The 15,698-nt window shown below is 72.5% G+C and carries 16 protein-coding genes; 3 read left to right on the forward strand and 13 right to left on the reverse strand.

All coding sequences use genetic code 11. The annotated features are described in order from the left end of the window. Positions 1–33: 33 nt before the first annotated feature. The 8 genes from ABGB14_RS10640 to ABGB14_RS10675 form a co-directional block, all read right to left on the reverse strand. Positions 34–801 carry a MauE/DoxX family redox-associated membrane protein gene (locus ABGB14_RS10640; protein WP_347643418.1) on the reverse strand — a complete coding sequence of 256 codons (768 nt, stop codon included), beginning with the start codon at positions 799–801 and terminating at the stop codon, positions 34–36. A 10-nt stretch (positions 802–811) separates the two neighbouring features. Beyond that, the gene (locus tag ABGB14_RS10645; RefSeq protein ID WP_347643419.1) at positions 812–1,411 is read right to left on the reverse strand and encodes a cell wall protein; all 600 of its coding nucleotides are present in this window, start codon (positions 1,409–1,411) and stop codon (positions 812–814) included. Between the two features lie 10 nt (positions 1,412–1,421). Continuing rightward, on the reverse strand, positions 1,422–1,871 hold the full coding sequence (locus ABGB14_RS10650) for a hypothetical protein (protein ID WP_347616316.1): 450 nt from the start codon (positions 1,869–1,871) through the stop codon (positions 1,422–1,424). Between the two features lie 141 nt (positions 1,872–2,012). Next, the gene (locus ABGB14_RS10655; protein WP_347643420.1) at positions 2,013–3,272 is read right to left on the reverse strand and encodes a cytochrome P450; all 1,260 of its coding nucleotides are present in this window, start codon (positions 3,270–3,272) and stop codon (positions 2,013–2,015) included. Further along, entirely contained in the window at positions 3,269–3,868 is a 600-nt protein-coding gene (locus ABGB14_RS10660; RefSeq protein ID WP_347643421.1) for an ATP/GTP-binding protein, read from the reverse strand. Before ABGB14_RS10660 ends, ABGB14_RS10655 begins: the two co-directional genes overlap by 4 nt. Further along, positions 3,849–4,202, reverse strand: coding sequence for a DUF742 domain-containing protein (locus ABGB14_RS10665; protein WP_347643422.1), 354 nt, complete (start codon positions 4,200–4,202; stop codon positions 3,849–3,851). The genes ABGB14_RS10660 and ABGB14_RS10665 overlap by 20 nt, the downstream gene beginning before the upstream one ends. Continuing rightward, positions 4,199–4,627, reverse strand: a complete 429-nt coding sequence (locus ABGB14_RS10670; protein WP_347643423.1) for a roadblock/LC7 domain-containing protein — start codon at positions 4,625–4,627, stop codon at positions 4,199–4,201. Before ABGB14_RS10670 ends, ABGB14_RS10665 begins: the two co-directional genes overlap by 4 nt. A gap of 67 nt (positions 4,628–4,694) precedes the next feature. Then, positions 4,695–6,266 carry an ATP-binding protein gene (locus ABGB14_RS10675; RefSeq protein ID WP_347643424.1) on the reverse strand — a complete coding sequence of 524 codons (1,572 nt, stop codon included), beginning with the start codon at positions 6,264–6,266 and terminating at the stop codon, positions 4,695–4,697. Between the two features lie 355 nt (positions 6,267–6,621). Here ABGB14_RS10675 and ABGB14_RS10680 point away from each other — a divergent pair, with 355 nt between their 5' ends. Then, positions 6,622–7,659 (forward strand): endo-1,4-beta-xylanase, encoded by a 1,038-nt coding sequence (locus ABGB14_RS10680; protein WP_347643425.1) that lies wholly within the window; start codon positions 6,622–6,624, stop codon positions 7,657–7,659. A gap of 27 nt (positions 7,660–7,686) precedes the next feature. Here the strand turns inward: ABGB14_RS10680 and ABGB14_RS10685 are convergent, their stop codons facing one another. The 4 genes from ABGB14_RS10685 to ABGB14_RS10700 are packed head-to-tail and all read right to left on the reverse strand — an operon-like array spanning position 7,687 to position 10,794. After that, a complete protein-coding gene (locus ABGB14_RS10685; RefSeq protein ID WP_347643426.1) occupies positions 7,687–8,916 on the reverse strand; it encodes an MFS transporter in 1,230 nt (409 codons plus the stop codon). Beyond that, the gene (locus ABGB14_RS10690; RefSeq protein ID WP_347643427.1) at positions 8,916–9,359 is read right to left on the reverse strand and encodes a MarR family transcriptional regulator; all 444 of its coding nucleotides are present in this window, start codon (positions 9,357–9,359) and stop codon (positions 8,916–8,918) included. The genes ABGB14_RS10685 and ABGB14_RS10690 overlap by 1 nt, the downstream gene beginning before the upstream one ends. A gap of 35 nt (positions 9,360–9,394) precedes the next feature. Next, positions 9,395–9,925, reverse strand: a complete 531-nt coding sequence (locus ABGB14_RS10695) for a GNAT family N-acetyltransferase (RefSeq protein WP_347643428.1) — start codon at positions 9,923–9,925, stop codon at positions 9,395–9,397. 11 nt (positions 9,926–9,936) lie between these two features. Beyond that, positions 9,937–10,794 (reverse strand): SAM-dependent methyltransferase, encoded by an 858-nt coding sequence (locus tag ABGB14_RS10700; RefSeq protein ID WP_347643429.1) that lies wholly within the window; start codon positions 10,792–10,794, stop codon positions 9,937–9,939. A 201-nt stretch (positions 10,795–10,995) separates the two neighbouring features. Between ABGB14_RS10700 and ABGB14_RS10705 the strand changes: the two genes are divergently transcribed. Both ABGB14_RS10705 and ABGB14_RS10710 read left to right on the forward strand, forming a co-directional pair. After that, positions 10,996–11,991: a hypothetical protein gene (locus tag ABGB14_RS10705; protein ID WP_347643430.1), complete on the forward strand. Its 996-nt coding sequence runs from the start codon at positions 10,996–10,998 to the stop codon at positions 11,989–11,991. A 137-nt stretch (positions 11,992–12,128) separates the two neighbouring features. Then, a complete protein-coding gene (locus ABGB14_RS10710) occupies positions 12,129–14,918 on the forward strand; it encodes a BTAD domain-containing putative transcriptional regulator (RefSeq protein ID WP_347643431.1) in 2,790 nt (929 codons plus the stop codon). Here ABGB14_RS10710 and ABGB14_RS10715 read toward each other — a convergent pair. Continuing rightward, on the reverse strand, positions 14,854–15,684 hold the full coding sequence (locus ABGB14_RS10715) for an NAD(P)H-dependent oxidoreductase (protein WP_347643432.1): 831 nt from the start codon (positions 15,682–15,684) through the stop codon (positions 14,854–14,856). The two genes, ABGB14_RS10710 and ABGB14_RS10715, sit on opposite strands and share 65 nt — an antisense overlap. Positions 15,685–15,698 lie beyond the last annotated feature (14 nt).

Below are 15,698 nucleotides of genomic sequence, written 5' to 3' on the forward strand. Positions count from 1 at the left end.
CTGCCCCGGCAATGCGTGCCCGATGGCCCCCGGTCAGACGCCCGTCGGCTCGCGGACCAGGCTGACCCGGACGGCCGAGGGATCGTCGCCGGTGAGGGGGACGGCGAAGACCGCCGTCCGCTCCCGTGCCCCGTAGACGACGAAGCGCAGGCCGTCCTCGTCCCAGGTGTCCTGGACGTCCGTGGTGAGCTGCGCGGACGCCGAGCAGTACGCGGGGCTGCGGTAGAGCAGGTGCAGCGAGGTCGCCAGCGGGACCTGTGCCGGAGGGGGAGCGGCGAGGGGGCGGCGCAGCCGTACCAGGAGGCGCCGCGAGGGGACGAGCCAGTGGCGGTCCAGCTCCGCCGAGAGGGCCAGCAGGACGGCGACCTCCGCGAGGGCGAGCGCCGCGAGCGGCGGGCCGGGGTCGGCGGGGAGCGCGAGCAGGCTCGCGACGAGCAGGAACGCCGCGCGGGCGAAGGCGCGCAGGTCCACGGGGCGGGAGTGGGTGCCGAGGCACCCGCACGACGCGGTGGGCGCGGCGACGTGCGCGTAGGTCAGGTACGCGAGGAAGCCGGCGCAGAGCGCCGCGGCGGCCGCGGCCTCCAGCGGAAGGAGGGGTGGGAGCAGGAGCGCGGCGGCCACCGCGAGTTCTGCGAGCGCCACGAGCCGGAACGCGGGGACCGCGCGCGCCGGGCCGACCAGCCGGGCCAGGGCGGTGTGCCCCGCCCCTGCCCGCATCCGCCGGCTGAGCAGTTTCATCAGGCCCGCCCAGACCAGGAAGAGGGCGATCACGTACGGCTGCGACGCGGCGATCCCGTGCATGTGGACGCTCCTAGTGCGGGGAGAAGACGGTGGCGATGTCGACCTCGTTCGTGTCCGGCCGCCAGGCGCCCAGGATCTGCACGTGCTGGCTCACTTTCAGCATCGACAGGTCCGAGGACGGCGGCGCGTCGGACCGGATGGCGACCGACTTCCCGGCCACGACGTGGCAGAGCACTTCCTTGCCGTGGTGGTCGAGGTGGAGGGTCTGGTCCTTGATGTTCGTGATGTGGCCCTTGATGTTGACGATGTTCAGCCACACCGATTCGGCGGCGAGCTCGCCGTCCGGCATGCGCACGCCGCGGGCGTAAAGGCCGTCACCGGGCTTGGCCTGGTCGAACGGTACGGGGCCCAGCTTCCACAGGCTCGTGCCGTCGACGACCCTGATGCGGTGGAACACCGCGTTCGAGCCCAGGACGAGGAGCGTGTTGTCCTTGATCGAACGGATGCGGCCCTCGGCGAAGTCGGGGTCGGGGGCGCCGGGTTCGAGGTCGGGGCCTGACGTGGTCGCGAAGGCGGCCTCGGGGCCGAGCGAGCCCAGCGCTGTGGCGGCGACCACGCCGGCGCCGCCGCCGAGCACGGCGGACTTGAGCAGGTCTCTTCTGCTTCTCATCGTCGCCCCCTCACCCGGTCGCGATCTCGCACGGCCGCAGGCCGGTGGACAGGCTGGCGATGCGGCTGTAGGCCGCCGGGGTGAGGTCGATCAGCCGGTTGTTCGCGCAGGTCGAGCCGCAGCAGCTGCGCTCGCCGCAGAACAGGTCGGTCTGCGGGCCGCAGTCGGCGATCGCGGTGACGACGCTGGCGCCACCGCACAGGGACGTGGTGCGGTGCCGGAATCCGCAGGTCCTGCGGGAGAGGCTGACGCCGCACCTGTCGGGACGGGTGATCGACCAGCAGGCGTCGGAGGCGTTCGGCCAGGCGTGCTGCAGGCTTCCCGAGTTGCAGGTGCCGCAGGCGCCCTTTCCTGTGCTGCTGCACGGTCCCCATGCGGTTCCGCAGCAGAACCAGGAGACTTCGCCTTGGACGGGGCCGAGTAAGTCGGCGGGAGGGTCGGTGGACGGGTTACGCGCCATGCGCGTCCTCCTAGGGGGTGGGCTCCGGACGAACCTTGAGGAGGTACTGAAACTTTCCGACTCGATCTATGAGTACCATGTAAGGATTTTTCGTCAATATCCCAATTGAGTCGGGATTCGCCCGGTATGACCCCTCCGGCGTTACACCCCGTCCCAGGAGCCCTGCCGGGGAGCGGTCGGGCTGAAGTGCACCGGCAACGTCTCCAGGTTCCGCATCCACATCGACCGCCGCCAGCGCAGCGCGTCCGGCGGGACCGCGAGATCCACGTCGGGCAGCCGGTCGAGGAGCACCTCGACCGCGGTCTCGGCGATGACCTCGCCGAGCTCCGGCGCGGGATAGGGGCAGCTGTACTCGCCGTGCCCGAAGGACATGTGGGCCCGGTTCGCGCCGGGATCGGACTCGTCCGCCGGCTGCACCTGCGGGTCGGCGTTGGCGGCGGCCAGGCCGAGCACCAGCAGGTCGCCCTTGCGGATGCGGCGCCCGCCCAGCTCGCAGTCCTGGGTCGCCCAGCGTCCCGGCGCGTTGCGCAGGGGCGGATCCCGCCACAACACCTCGTTCATGGCCTGCCCGACGCTGCTGCGGCCGCCCTGCAAGGTGATCGAGAACCGGTCGTTGACCAGCATGAGGCGGAGCGTGTTGCTGATCCAGCCCGCGGTCGGGGTGTTGGCCACGACGAGCATCACCCCGAGATCCATGTCCGCCTCCTCGTCGCCGAGCCCCGCCGGGTGCGCGATCAGCCGCGAGGCGATGTCGTCGCCGGGAACCTCCCGCTTGGCGGCCATGAGCGTGCTCATCCTGTCGCGGAGCCAGGTGTAGGCCGCGTAGGTCTCGCTGGTGGCGTCGAGCACCACATTGACGTTCGTGACCACGTCGTCCATGTCGGCCTCGGGCATCCCCATGAGCCGGGCGATGACCTGGGCCGGGATCCGTCTGGCGTACTGGGTGACCAGGTCGGCCCTGCCGTCGCCGGCGAAGCCGTCGATCAGCTGGTCGGACACCTGCTCCGCCAGCATGGCCAGCTCCGTGCGGTCGACGCCGTCCATGGCGTCGCCGATCGCGCCCGTACGCCGCTGCCGCTCCGCGCCCTCGGTGAACAACACCGTCGGCTGCCAGCGGAAGGTCGCCGTCAGGGGCCCGTCAGGGGGCACGTGGTCCCACACGTTCCAGCGCCTGGAGTCGCGGCCGAACAGGTGCGGCATGCCGAACACGTGGTGCAGCTCGCGGTAGCCGATCACGAACCACGCGGGTACGCCGTCGTCGAGCAGCACCGGCACCACGGTGCCGTGCTCGCGCCGGAGCCGCCGGTAGAGCTCGTCCGGGTCCTCGTCGAGGGCCGGCCCGTGGAGCGGCACGGCGTCGGCGTGGTCGGGATAGCCGGACAGCGCGGCCTTCTCCGTCATGACAGGGTCTCCTGGGCGGGGGCGTACCAGGTGGTGAGGTGGCGCAGGAGCGTGACCAGCACGTCCTTGCAGGAGTGCCGGAGCCGGGCGTCGCAGTCGACGAGCGGCACCGAGGGCGGCAGCGACAGGGCATCGCGTACGGCGTCCACGCCCGGCCCTTCCGTGAACCGGTTGACGGCCACGACGAAGGGCATGCGGTGGTGTTCGAGCCGGTCGATGGAATACCACGAGTCCTGCAGCCTGCGGGTGTCCACCAGGACGACCGCGCCGAGGCTGCCCGAGAAGAGCTGGTCCCAGACGTACCAGAAGCGCTGCTGGCCGGGCGCCCCGAACAGGTAGAGCACCTTGCTCTCCGTCAGCGTGATCCGGCCGAAGTCGAAGGCCACCGTGGTGGTGGTCTTGCCGCGCACCCGGCGGGTGTCGTCGATGCCGGCGCCCGCCTCGGTCATGACCTCCTCGGTGCTGAGCGGGCGGATCTCGCTCACCGCGCCGACCATGGTCGTCTTGCCCACTCCCAGGCCGCCCACGATCACGATCTTCAGCGCGTCCGCCGCGGTCGCGCGCAGCGGTGCGCGCTCAGATGTTCTGGAGGGCAACCAGCACCTCCTCCAGCAGCTCAGGACTCGGCCGGGCCGACCGCAGCGCGGACGGATGGCGTACGGTGATCCGGCCCGTGTCCAGCAGATCGCACAGCAGGATCTTCACCACGCTGACCGGCAGCCGCAGTTGCGCGGAGAGCTCCACCACCGCCGTGGGCCGCCGCGTCAGCCGGAGGATCTTCGCGTGCTCCGACTGCATGCCGGGGGCGGGCTCGCACTCGCTGACGATGAGCGACACCGAGTCGAAGGTGCTCTCGTCGGCGCGGGTGCGTCCCCCGGTGACCATGTAGAGCCGGTCCGGAGCCTCGTCGTCGACGGGCCGCTGCCTCATCTGGAACCGCCGGCCGCCGGCCGCGGCGCCGCGCTGAGGTAGGTGCCGATCTGCTCGACCAGCTCGTTCATGTTGTGGCCGACCAGGCCGACGTCGGCGTCCTCCGCGGCGATCACGGCCAGATGGGCGCCCGCGCCCGCGGGCACGATCAGCAGCAGGCCGCCGGGGAACTCCACCATCGCCTGCCCGGACCCGATGGCGGTGCCGAACTCGGCCGACGCGCTCACGGACAGGCTCTGGATCCCGGAGGCCAGCGCGGAGAGCTGGTCGGCACGGTCCCGGTCGAGCCCGGAGGTGTGGCAGAGCTTGAGCCCGTCCCTGGTCAGGACCAGCACGTGGGCGATGCCCGGGGTCTTCTCCCTGAGGTTCTCCAGCAGCCAGTCGAGACTGCTGTCCGTGGTCGTCAAGGCGTCCGTAGAGTTCATCGGGAAAGAATGGGGCGCGCGTCCCGCACGTCGGCCCCTGCCTCCTATCTGTGAATCGAAAAGCCGGTCAGGAGTCGGGGCACGCGGCGGGCCCGCGCCCGCCGGCCTGGCGGAACGCGGCGAACCTGGCGGCCGGGTCGCCGCCGTCGCGTACGCGCTCGGCGGCCGGGGCGGGCCTGTCCCTGGTCGCCTCGGCGAGGGTCTGGCCGCGGCGCCGCTTGGGCAGCGGCCCCTGGGTCTCCTCCTCCGGATCGGGCGCCGGCGGCGCGGGGGCGGGCACGGCGGGCGCGGTGGCCACGGCGGGCGGCTCGTCGTCCGGGCGCGGCCGGGTGATCAGGCGGCGCGGGATCAGCACCACGACGCCGGTGCCGCCTCTGGCCGAGGGCCGGAAGCTGACCATCAGTCCATACTTGTCGACCAGGCGGCCCACCACGGCCAGGCCCAGCCTGGTGCCCGACAACATCCGCAGGTCGAGCGGCTCGGACACCAGCTTGGCCGCGCGGTGCCGCTCCCGGGAGCGCATGCCGAGGCCGCTGTCCTCGATGGTGACCACGACGCCGTTGTCCTCTTCCTCGACGTAGACGTGGACCTCGGTGCCGTGGGCGGAGAAGGCGGCCGCGTTGTCCATCAGCTCGGCCAGCGCGTGCATCACGCCCTCGGCGGCGTACCCGGCGACCGCGACCGTGCTGGTCGAGTGGAGCCGGACGCGCCGGTAGGCGCCGATGCGGCCCATGGCGCCGCGCAGCACGCTCTCCATCGTGATCGGCCTGGTCCACCTGCGTCCGGAACGGCCGCCGCTCAGCAGGGCGATGTTGTCGGCCAGCCGGCCCGTCTGGGAGACCCGGTGGTCCAGGTCGAGCAGGTCGGCGAAGACGTCCTCCTGGTCGCCGTACCGCTCCTCCAGTTCGCGCAGCCGGGCCAGCAGGCTGGTCGCCTGGGCCTGGACGCGGGCGGCGGCGCCGGCGCAGGCACGCATCGCCGCCGTGCCCTTGCGCTCGCCCTCGCCGATCTGCCGCGCCGCCTCGCTCAGCAGCCCGCGCAGCGGGCCGTGCACCGGCTGGCGCACCTCCTTCAGGGCGTCGTCCACCGGCTGGTGGCCCGACTGGACGCGTTTGACCAGCTCGGGCAGCGCCTCGTCGGCCAGCCTGACGACCTCGGCCTCCAGCGACGCGCCCGCCGCCCGGGCGGCGGCGGCCTCGCGGGCGAGCAGGTCGAGTTCGTGGCCGGCGGCCTTGACCAGCCGCTGGAGCAGGTCGTCGGACGGTTGCGTCACCTTGGCGAGCGCGTCGACCGTGGGCACGCCCTCGCGTACCTGGCCGCCGAGCTCCGGCAGGGTCTTCTCGGCCAGCCGCAGGGCCTCCCGCTCCAGCAGGGCGACCCGCCGGCCGTCCCGGTCCGCCTGCTCGCGGAGCGCGCGGGTGGCCGCCTGCTGGTGAGCGAGCGCGGCGGCGGCGCAGGACAGCAGGGCCGCCGCCACTCCGCCGACGGCCGCCACAAGTCCGGTGGCGCCGGAAGGGGCCAACGAGAGCACCCAGAGCCAGGCCGGCACCGTGACGACCAGTCCCCCGAGTAACGCGAGGGCGGCGCGGTGCCGCGGGGTGAACGTTCGCGGAGCGGGGGAAGAGGCAAGTGCTGACATCGGTGGTCCTCAAGGCCGTGACGGCCAGGCGAGCGTGTCTAACCAGGCGTTCCCGCGGGGGGAACGCTGTGTTGCCGCCTCGCGACTGATCGCGTAGCAAGCTGGGGACAAACCGTAGCATCGGTGCACCATTAAGAACAGACAGCAACGCTCTAACCTCGCGCCTCATCAGTATCACCGCAAAGATCAACATTTCGCCGTATGGGGTGAAAGGTGCGGTGTCCCGGCGTGGACCAGGGTGTTGACGAAGGGCTGCGGAGCGCTTACGTTTCCCGCGACCGCAGAAATTATCGACGTATGTCAGAAAATTTCGGAAACGCGGTCGCCCCCGCACGCTTCGCATCGGAGGTCGCCGGTGAAGCCCCTCATCATCGCCCTGGCGCTCATGCTCGCCCTGCCCGCTCCCGCGTACGCCGGCCCGCGCCAGCCGCGTGACCTGCGGGAGCTGGCCCACCAGCACGGCATCAGGATCGGCACCGCCGTCGACATCGCCGCCCTGCGCGACGAGGCCGACTACCGCAAGGTGCTCAACCACCAGTTCAACCACGTCACCGCCGAGAACGCGATGAAGTGGGAGTCCGTCGAGCCGGAGCGCGGCGCGTACACCTGGGCCGACGCGGACGCCCTCGTCCACAACGCCCACCGCAACCGCCAGCGCGTACGCGGCCACACCCTCGTCTGGCACAACCAGCTCCCGGCCTGGCTGACCGAGGGCGTCGCCGACGGCTCGATCACCCCGGCCGAGCTGAAGCGGATCCTGCGCGACCACATCACCACCCAGGTCCGCCGCTACAAGGGCAAGATCAGGGCGTGGGACGTCGTCAACGAGGTGGTGGAGGAGGACGGCAGCCTGCGGCAGAACATCTGGCTGACGAACCTCGGCCCCGGCTACATCGCCGACGCCTTCCGCTGGGCCCACCGCGCCGACCCGCACGCCAAGCTGTTCATCAACGACTACAACATCGAATGGAACACCCCCAAGATCGAGACCACGCTCTCGCTGGTCAAGGACCTCCAGGCGCGCGGCGTGCCCATCCACGGCGTCGGCTTCCAGGGACACCTCGGCATCCAGTACGACTACCCGGGCGACTGGGCGAACGTCATGCGCCGCTTCGCCGACCTGGGCCTGGAGATCGCGGTCACCGAGCTGGACGTGCGCATGGTGCTGCCCGTGACCCCCGAGAAGCTGGCCACCCAGGCCGACTACTACCGCCGGGCGCTCACCGACTGCCTGAGCGTCGAGGCCTGCAAGGAGTTCACCGTCTGGGGCTTCACCGACCGCCACTCGTGGGTGCCGGGCTGGTTCGACGGCGAGGGCGCGGCGTGCCTGCTCGACGAGAACCTGGCGCCGAAGCCCGCCTACCGGGCGCTGCTCGGAGTGCGGGCGCGATGACCTGAGCCGTGCCGGAGCCCGTCGATCTCAACTCGTGGTGGCTCCGGCCGGTTCGCCCGCGTGGGCGTCGGCCTCGGCCTGGTTGCGCTCGGCGCGCGCCAGCTCGCGGTGACCGTTGGCGAGGATGGCGATGCCGAGCAGGATCGCGCAGCCGCCGATGAGGAACGGCACGTGCACGTTGAAGTGCTCGGCGAGCTTGCCGGCCGCGAACGGCGCCAGCCCGCCGCCGATGAAGCGCACGAACCCGTACGCCGCCGAGGCCACCGGCCGCTCCACGGGCGCGACCATCATCACGGCCTGGGTGGTCAGCGTGTTGTTGACGCCGATGAACACGCCCGCGACGATCACCGCGGTGATCAGGACGGGCGGGCTGTCGGTGAAGGCGGCGATGACGAAGACGACCAGCGCGAACAGCGCGAGGTTGCCGTAGAGCGTGCGGGCCAGGCCGAGTTTCCGCTGCAACCAGGGCGCGCCGGCCACCGAGAAGATCGCCACCATCAGGCCCCAGCCGGTGAAGACGAGCCCGAGGTGGATGGCGTCCAGCTCCATCGGGAAGGGGGCGTAGCCGAGCACGGTGAAGAAGCCCCAGTTGTAGCAGAGCGCCGTCAGGCTCATGATCAGCAGGCCGCGGTGGCGCAGGGCCCTGATCGGATCGAGCAGCGAGGTCTTGCGAGGTGGTCTGGGCTGGGGGCGTACCAGCAGGATGGTCGCGACCAGCGCGACCGCCATCAGCACGGCGACGCCGTAGAACGGGCCACGCCAGCTGATGTGGCCGAGCGCGCCGCCGAGCAGCGGGCCGACCGCGATGCCCAGGCCGAGCGCGGCTTCGTACAGGATGATCGCGCCGGAGAAGCCGCCGCTGGCGGCGGCCACGATGACGGCCAGCGAGGTCGCCACGAACAGCGCGTTGCCCAGGCCCCAGCCGGCGCGGAAGCCGATGATGCCGCCGATGCTTCCCGAGCTGCCGGCGAGCGCGCTGAAGACGACGATCAGCACGAGCCCGGCGATCAGTGTCCACTTGGCGCCGATGCGGCTGGACACCCAGCCGGTGACCAGCATGGCGACCGCCATCACCACGAGGTAGCTGGTGAACAGCAGCGTCACCTGGCTCGGCGAGGCGTTCAGGTCGGCGGAGATCGCGGGCAGGATCGGGTCGACGAGCCCGATGCCCATGAAGGAGATGACGCACGCGAACGCCACCGCCCACACGGCCCTGGGCTGGCGGAACGGGCTGCCCGCCGCGTCGGCCCGCGTCATCAGGCCGCTCCCTGGTCCGGCGGCGTGGCGCCGAGGGCGCGGGCGGTGAGCCGTTCGAGGGCGGGCAGGGCGGCGGCGATGGCGGCGCGGTCGGCTTCCGAGAGCTCGGCGAGCAACTCGGCCAGCCGCTTGGCCTGCGTGCCCCGCCGCCTGGCCAGCTCGGCCCGTCCGTGCTCGGTGATGGCGACGACCACGACCCGCCCGTCCGCGGGGTCGGCCCGCCGCTCGGCCAGCGACTCGCGCTCCAGCCGGGAGACGAGCTGGGTCATGGCGGGCTGGGTGACGCCTTCGAGCGTGGCCAGCTCGGTGAGGCGGCGGGCGCCCAGGCGTTCGAGGTTGGCCAGCGTGGACAGCGCGGTGATCGACAGGTCTCTGGGCACGTCGATCAGGCGCATCATCGTCCTGACCCGGCCGAGCCCGGCGGCCAGCTCAAGATGGCTCATGGGTGCGGAATCCATAAGCCTTTTATATCATCTGCTTATATAGATTCGGCTTGCCATCCTCTCGTGAACACCGCCACCTTCGCCTCCGGGCCGGTCAGGCGCTCCCAGCCGAGTCGTTCGTACACCCTGATCGCGCCGGAGGCCTGGGGCGAGGTCAGCAGCCAGCTCCGCTGCGCGCCCTCGCACAGCAGGTCGAGGATCTGGCCGGCCAGCCCTCGTCCGCGCGCGTGCGGGGCGACCGCCAGCTCGTCGACCTCCAGAGCGCCGACCAGGAGCCGTTCGGCCTGCTCGCCGAGCTCGCCGCGCACCCTGTCGTACGCGCGGCCGGTGGGGAAGGGGCTGCGGGTGGGCCACGCCGTGCCGAAGCCCAACGGCCTGCCGTCCTGTCCGGCCAGCACCGCGACGAACCCCGGACGTTCGGTGTCGGTGGCCAGGCGCCGGGCGAAGTCCGCGACGCCGGATCCGTCCTCGTTCCACGGCGGTTCGGTGAAGGCGACGCCGTAGATGTCCATCAGCTCGGCGGCACGGGCCCGCGCCTGCTCGCCGGTCAGCCGTTCCAGCCTCACCCCTCCCGCCGTCATGGCTTGCGGCCGAGCCCGGCCAGGACGTTGTGACGGGTGAGGTCCTGGCGGATGAGGTCCTCCGGCTCGGCGCGCCAGTCGGCCAGCGGGACGAGCCCGGGCTCCACGAGCTCCATGTCGCCGAAGTACGACCGGATCTCCTCGCGGCTGCGCCAGCGCCCGGCGCCCAGATTCCGATTGAAGCTCCGCTCGGCCTCCTCGGCGATCTCGGACGCTTCCGGGTGCTCGGCGCCCGGGTTGTGGAAGTGCACGACGGCCAGGTGGCTGCCGGGGGCCAGCGCCCGGTGCAGGCGGGCCATCACGCCGCCGGGATCCTCGTCGTCGGAGAGGTGGTGCAGGACGGAGACGAGCAGCAGCCCCACGGGCCGGCTGAAGTCCAGCAGCCCGGTGACCTCGGGGTTCTCCAGGATCTCCGCTGGGTGGCGCAGGTCGCCCGCCACCACGGTGGTGACGCCGTTCGTGGCCAGCAGCGCCCTGCCGTGGGCCAGCACGATCGGGTCGTTGTCGACGTAGGCCACGCGGGCCTCCGGCGCCTTCGCCTGCGCGATCTCGTGCACGTTGCCCTGCGTGGGCAGCCCTGAGCCGATGTCCAGGAACTGCCGGATGCCGGCCTCCGTGACCATGTGCTCCACGGCGCGGCGCAGGAAGGCCCGGTTGGCCCGCCCCGCCTCGCGGGCGTCGGGGGCGATCCGCAGGGCCTCCTCGGCGACGGCGCGGTCGACGGCGAAGTTGTCCTTGCCGCCGAGGAAATAGTCGTACACGCGGGCGATGCTGGGCTGGGTGGGGTCGATGCCCGGCGGGACCACGCCGTCTCCGGCCTCGTCCCATCCTGTGGCCTGATCGCCGTCACGCATGGAATCTCACGCCTTCATCGACCTGGGGCTGGACTGATCATCGTACGGGAGCGGCCGTTATCGGCATATGTCCGGGCTGGTGTCTTTCTCGCCCCGCCGATGCCTCCACGTCCCTGCCGACCGCACCGCCACGTTGCCAATTTTACTTGGCTGAGTTACTTTTTACCCCGCCAAGTAAAAGTCAAGGACGGGAGCCGTGTCATGACAGGAACGGGAACGAAGGGGCGCAAGAGAGCCGCGTGGACACTGGTCGCGCTGGCGCCGATCTGCGCCGAGATGACGTTCGGCGCGCTTCCGCTGAGCATGATCTGGCTGCTGCCGCTCCTGGTGCCGATGTACGGCGCGGGCGTGCTGCTGATCAGGGAGGCGGTGCGCCGTACCGGCGGCGGCTGGCCGAGCCTGCTCGTCCTCGCCCTGGTGTACGAGCTCGCCGAGGACGGCATCGGGCTGCAGGCACTGACCAGCCCCACCCTCTATCACGCCGCCGAGTGGGGGCCGCGCGTGTTCGGCCTCAACACGACCTACTGGGAGTCGCAGATCGGCTACCACGCCGTGTTCAGCGTGATGATCCCGATCATGCTCACGGATCTCCTGCACCCGGCCCACCGCGACCGCCCCTACCTGCGGCGGGGCGGGCTGGTCGGCGTCGGCGTCGTCGCGCTCCTCGGTGTGGCCGTGTTGCGGGTGCTCATCCCGCCGGTCATGGATCCGGGCTACCAGGCGCCGCTGCCTGCGCTGGCCGCGTTCGCCGTGGCGGGCGTGGTGCTCTCCGTACTCGCCCTGAAGGTGCTTCCCGGCCGTACGCCGGCGCCCCCGGCCGGCGCGAGCGCGCCGAAGCCCGCCGTCGTGGGCCTGCTGGCCGCGCTCGCCACCGCCGCCTTCCTCGGCCTGCTCATCCCGATCGTCCCGGCGGTCGGTGGCAGGGGCTGGTGGGCGGTCGTGGCGATGATCCTGGCAGCCGCCGTCGCCGTCGCCGCCGTCGTGCTGCTCCACCGCTGGTCCGGCGCGGGCTGGACGGACGCGCACCGGGTCTGGCTGGCCGGAGGGGCGCTGGTGTCCCACACCCTGTTCGGCGCCGCCGTCATGGCCACGACCACCTTCGATCGCGTGGGCCTGGTCGGCTGCGCCGTGCTCATGGCGCTGCTGCTGGCCCTGCTCGGGCGGCGCGCCGAAGGCCGCCTCGTGCCGTCAGGCTGACCCCGGGGGGTGCCGCCCGCGCGGTGCTGGGGCGCGCACTCCCGAGCGGTCGTGTAGACAGAAGTCCTGACTCGGTGCGCTGTCGGCCGGTAACATCGAACTTCGCGTGATGTGAACTTTTCGCGGGGTGGCAATCGGTGGCTGATCTATGGTTCGGCGTCCTCGGCCCGCTGGACATGCGGGCCGGCGGGCGCAAGATCCCCCTGCACGGGCCTCGCCAGGAAAGGGCGCTCGCGGCCCTGCTGCTGAGCGCCGGCCACGCGGTGACGGTCGACCGCCTCATCGAGGTCGTGTGGGAGGAGCCGCCCGCCTCGGCCCGCCGCCAGATCCAGGACCTGGTGTCGAAACTACGGCGGGCCCTGGCCGCCGCCGGGGCGGGTGGCGACGTCATCACCACCGTACGCGGCGGCTACCAGCTACGGTCCGGCGCCGGCCGGCTGGACGCGACGGAGTTCGAGGAGCTCGTCGCGTCCGCGCGCGACGCCGAGCCCGCGCACGCGGCCGCCGTGCTCAGGCAGGCGCTCGCCCTGTGGCGGGGCGATCCGCTGGGCGGCGTGGACTGCCCAGCGCTGGCCGGCGACGTGCGCACCCTCCAGGAGAAGCGGCTGGCGGCCTGGGAGGAGTGGGCGAAGCTCGAGCTGGCCGCCGGCCGCCACCACGAGGTCACCGCCGAGCTGACCGCCCTGGTCGAGCGCCATCCGCTGCGCGAGTCACTGGTGGCGTCGCTGATGCGGGCCATGACCGCCGCCGGCCGCGCGGCCGACGCGCTCGACGCCTACCACCGGGCGCGGGAGAAGCTGCGGGACGAGCTGGGCCTCGATCCGGGAAAGGAGCTCCAGACCCTGTACGAACGCATCCTGCGGGCCGCCGAGCCCGGCCCGCTCCCGGAGCAGCCGCCCCCGCCCGTCGCCGCGTCCCAGCTGCCCATGGACGCCTTCGGTTTCGTCGGCAGGGGCGGCGAGCTCTCCCGGCTCGACGGCCTGCTGGATCACGCCGCGCTCCAGCCGACGGCGGTGGCGATGGCCGTCGTGTCGGGTAGCGCGGGCGTCGGCAAGACCGTGCTGGTGACGCACTGGGCGCACCGCGTCCGCGACCGTTTCCCGGGCGGGCACCTGTACGTGAACCTGCGGGGATTCGATCCCGGCGGGTCGATGGTGGCGCCGGAGGAGGCGGTCCGCGGGTTCCTGTTCGCGCTCGGGGTGCCGCCGCAGGGCGTGCCGTCCGGCCTGGACGCGCAGACGGCGCTCTACCGCAGCCTGCTGGCCGGCCGCCGGATGCTGATCGTCCTTGACAACGCCCGCGACGCCGGCCAGGTGCGCCCGCTGCTTCCGGGCTCTCCCGGCTGCGTCGTGGTGGTGACCAGCCGCGACCGGCTGCCCGCCCTGGTCGCCAAGGAAGGCGCCGTCTCGCTGCCGCTGGACCTGCCGACGAGCGGCGAGGCCAGGGAACTGCTCGCCCGCCAGCTGGGGGACACGCGGGTCGCCGCCGAGCCGGACACCGTGGACGAGCTCATCGCGAGATGCGGCCGGCTGCCGCTGGCCCTGGCGATCGCCGCCGCCCGCGCTGCCGTGCGGCCCGGCGTCCCGCTGGCCGCCATCGCGGACGACCTGCGTGAGGCTCCCGGGGTGCTGGACGCGCTCGACGCCGGGGACCCGGCGACCCGGGTCAGGGCCGTGTTCTCGTGGTCGTACCGGATCCTCGGCGACGAGCCGGCGCGCATGTTCCGAGCGCTGGCGACGCACCGCGGGCCGCGCATCGGCGTCGCCGCGGCGGCGAGCCTGGCCGGCATCCCCCTGCGCGATGCCCGCTCGTTGCTGGAGAGGCTGGCGGGCGCGCACCTCGTCACCGAGGACGCCCCCGGCCGGTACGCCTTCCACGACCTGATGCGCGCGTACGCCGGAGAGCTGGCCGGCCTCCACGATCCGCCCGAGGAGCGGGGCGCAGCCCGGCGCCGCCTCAACGACCACTACATCCACACCGCGGAGCAGGCCGGCCGGCTGCTCGACCCGCACCAGGACATCCCCCTGGACGAGCCGCCGGCCGGTGTCGTCGCCGAAGAGCACCGCGACCAGCGGGAGGCGCTGGCGTGGTTCGCCGTGGAGCACGCGGCGCTGCTCGCCGCCGTCGAGGACGCGGCGCGGTCGGGGCTGGACGCGCAGGCGTGGCGGCTGGCCATGGCGCTCTACGACTACCTGGATCTGCACTCGCACCTGCACGACCAGGTCGCCGTCCAGACCACCGGCCTCGAGGCGGCCCGGCGCCTCGGCGACCGGGCGGCGCAGGCGCACGCCCGCCGCCGCCTCGGCTGGGCCTTCCGCCGCCTCGACCGCCACGACGACGCCCACACCCACCTGCGGTCGGCCCTCGACCTGTACGAAGCCCTCGGCGACGAGCGCAACCGGGCGCACGTCCACGGCAACCTGTGCGGCGTGCTCGAACGGCAGGGCCGGTACGCGGAGGCGCTCGTCCACGCGGAGCGAGCCATGGAGCTCTACACCGAGGCCGGGCTGCCGGCCTGGCAGGCTCGGGCGCTCAACGCCGTCGGCTGGCTCCACGGCCTGCTGGGCGACTACGACAGAGCCCTCAGGCACTGCGGCCGGGCGCTGTGGATGCACGAGGAGTCGGGCGATCGGCGCGGCCAGGCGGCCACCTGGGACAGCCTGGGCTTCGCCCACCACCACCTCGGCTCGCACCAGCAGGCCGTCGTCTGCTTCACCCGCGCCATCGACCTGCTCAGACACCTCGGCGACCAGTACGGTCAGGCCGAGACGTTGCTCCTGCTCGGCGACGCCCACCAGGCCGGCGGTGAGACCGGCGAGAGCCTGCGCGCCTGGCGGGAGGCCCGCGACATCCTCGTCCAGCTCAACCACCCTGATGCCGGCAAGGCCCTCGCCCGGCTCGGGCGCGACCTGGCGCCCGGGCGGTGACCAGGACGCGGCCGCTCCGGAGGTGTACCGCTCTGCTGGCGCTCGCCCAGCGCTGCCATCCCGACACCCTGCGGCAGGTGCGCTGGGCGAACGCCCGGCTGAAGGACTCGGCGACCCAGGCGCTGGTGAGCTGACGCGCCCCTGATCGCCCGGCGTCAGCGGAGCGCCTCCGCGGGGCGTCCGCGCGCAGCGGCCTGAGCGCCCGTGACCAGCTGATGACCTCGTCGAGCAGCTCGACGAGGGTCTCCTCCTGGTGCGGGCCGGGGGTGATCACGCCGGGGTCGGTGGGGCCGGTGAGCTCGAAGTCGGTGAACGCCGACAGCGCGACCTGGGTGCGGACGTTGGCGACCTGGAGCTCGGTCATGGACAGCCGCAGCTGCTCCACGGCGCGGGTGCCGCCGTGCACGCCGTGGCTGACGAACCCGGCCGCCTTGTTGCTCCATTCGGCGAACAGGTAGTCGATCGCGTTCTTCAGCGCGGCGGGCATGCCGCGGTTGTACTCCGGCGTGACGAAGACGAATCCGTCCAGGGACGCGATGGTCCCCGCCCAGCGCCGGGTGTGCGGGTGGCGATAGTCGCCGAACATCGCGGGCACGGGCTCGTCCAGCAGGGGCAGCCCGTGCTCGGCCAGATCGACGACGTCGAAGGAGGCCTGTCCCGCCGCGACGGCGGCGTGCCGCGCGGCGACCTCGGCGACCCACTGGGCCGCGACGGCCGTCCTGCGGTGCGGGCGGGTGCTGCCGACGATGATGCCAATTCTGATCATGGGTCTCTCCTGTC

Origin of the sequence: Nonomuraea sp. B10E15 (genome assembly GCF_039871615.1) — a bacterium.
Lineage (GTDB): Bacteria > Actinomycetota > Actinomycetes > Streptosporangiales > Streptosporangiaceae > Nonomuraea.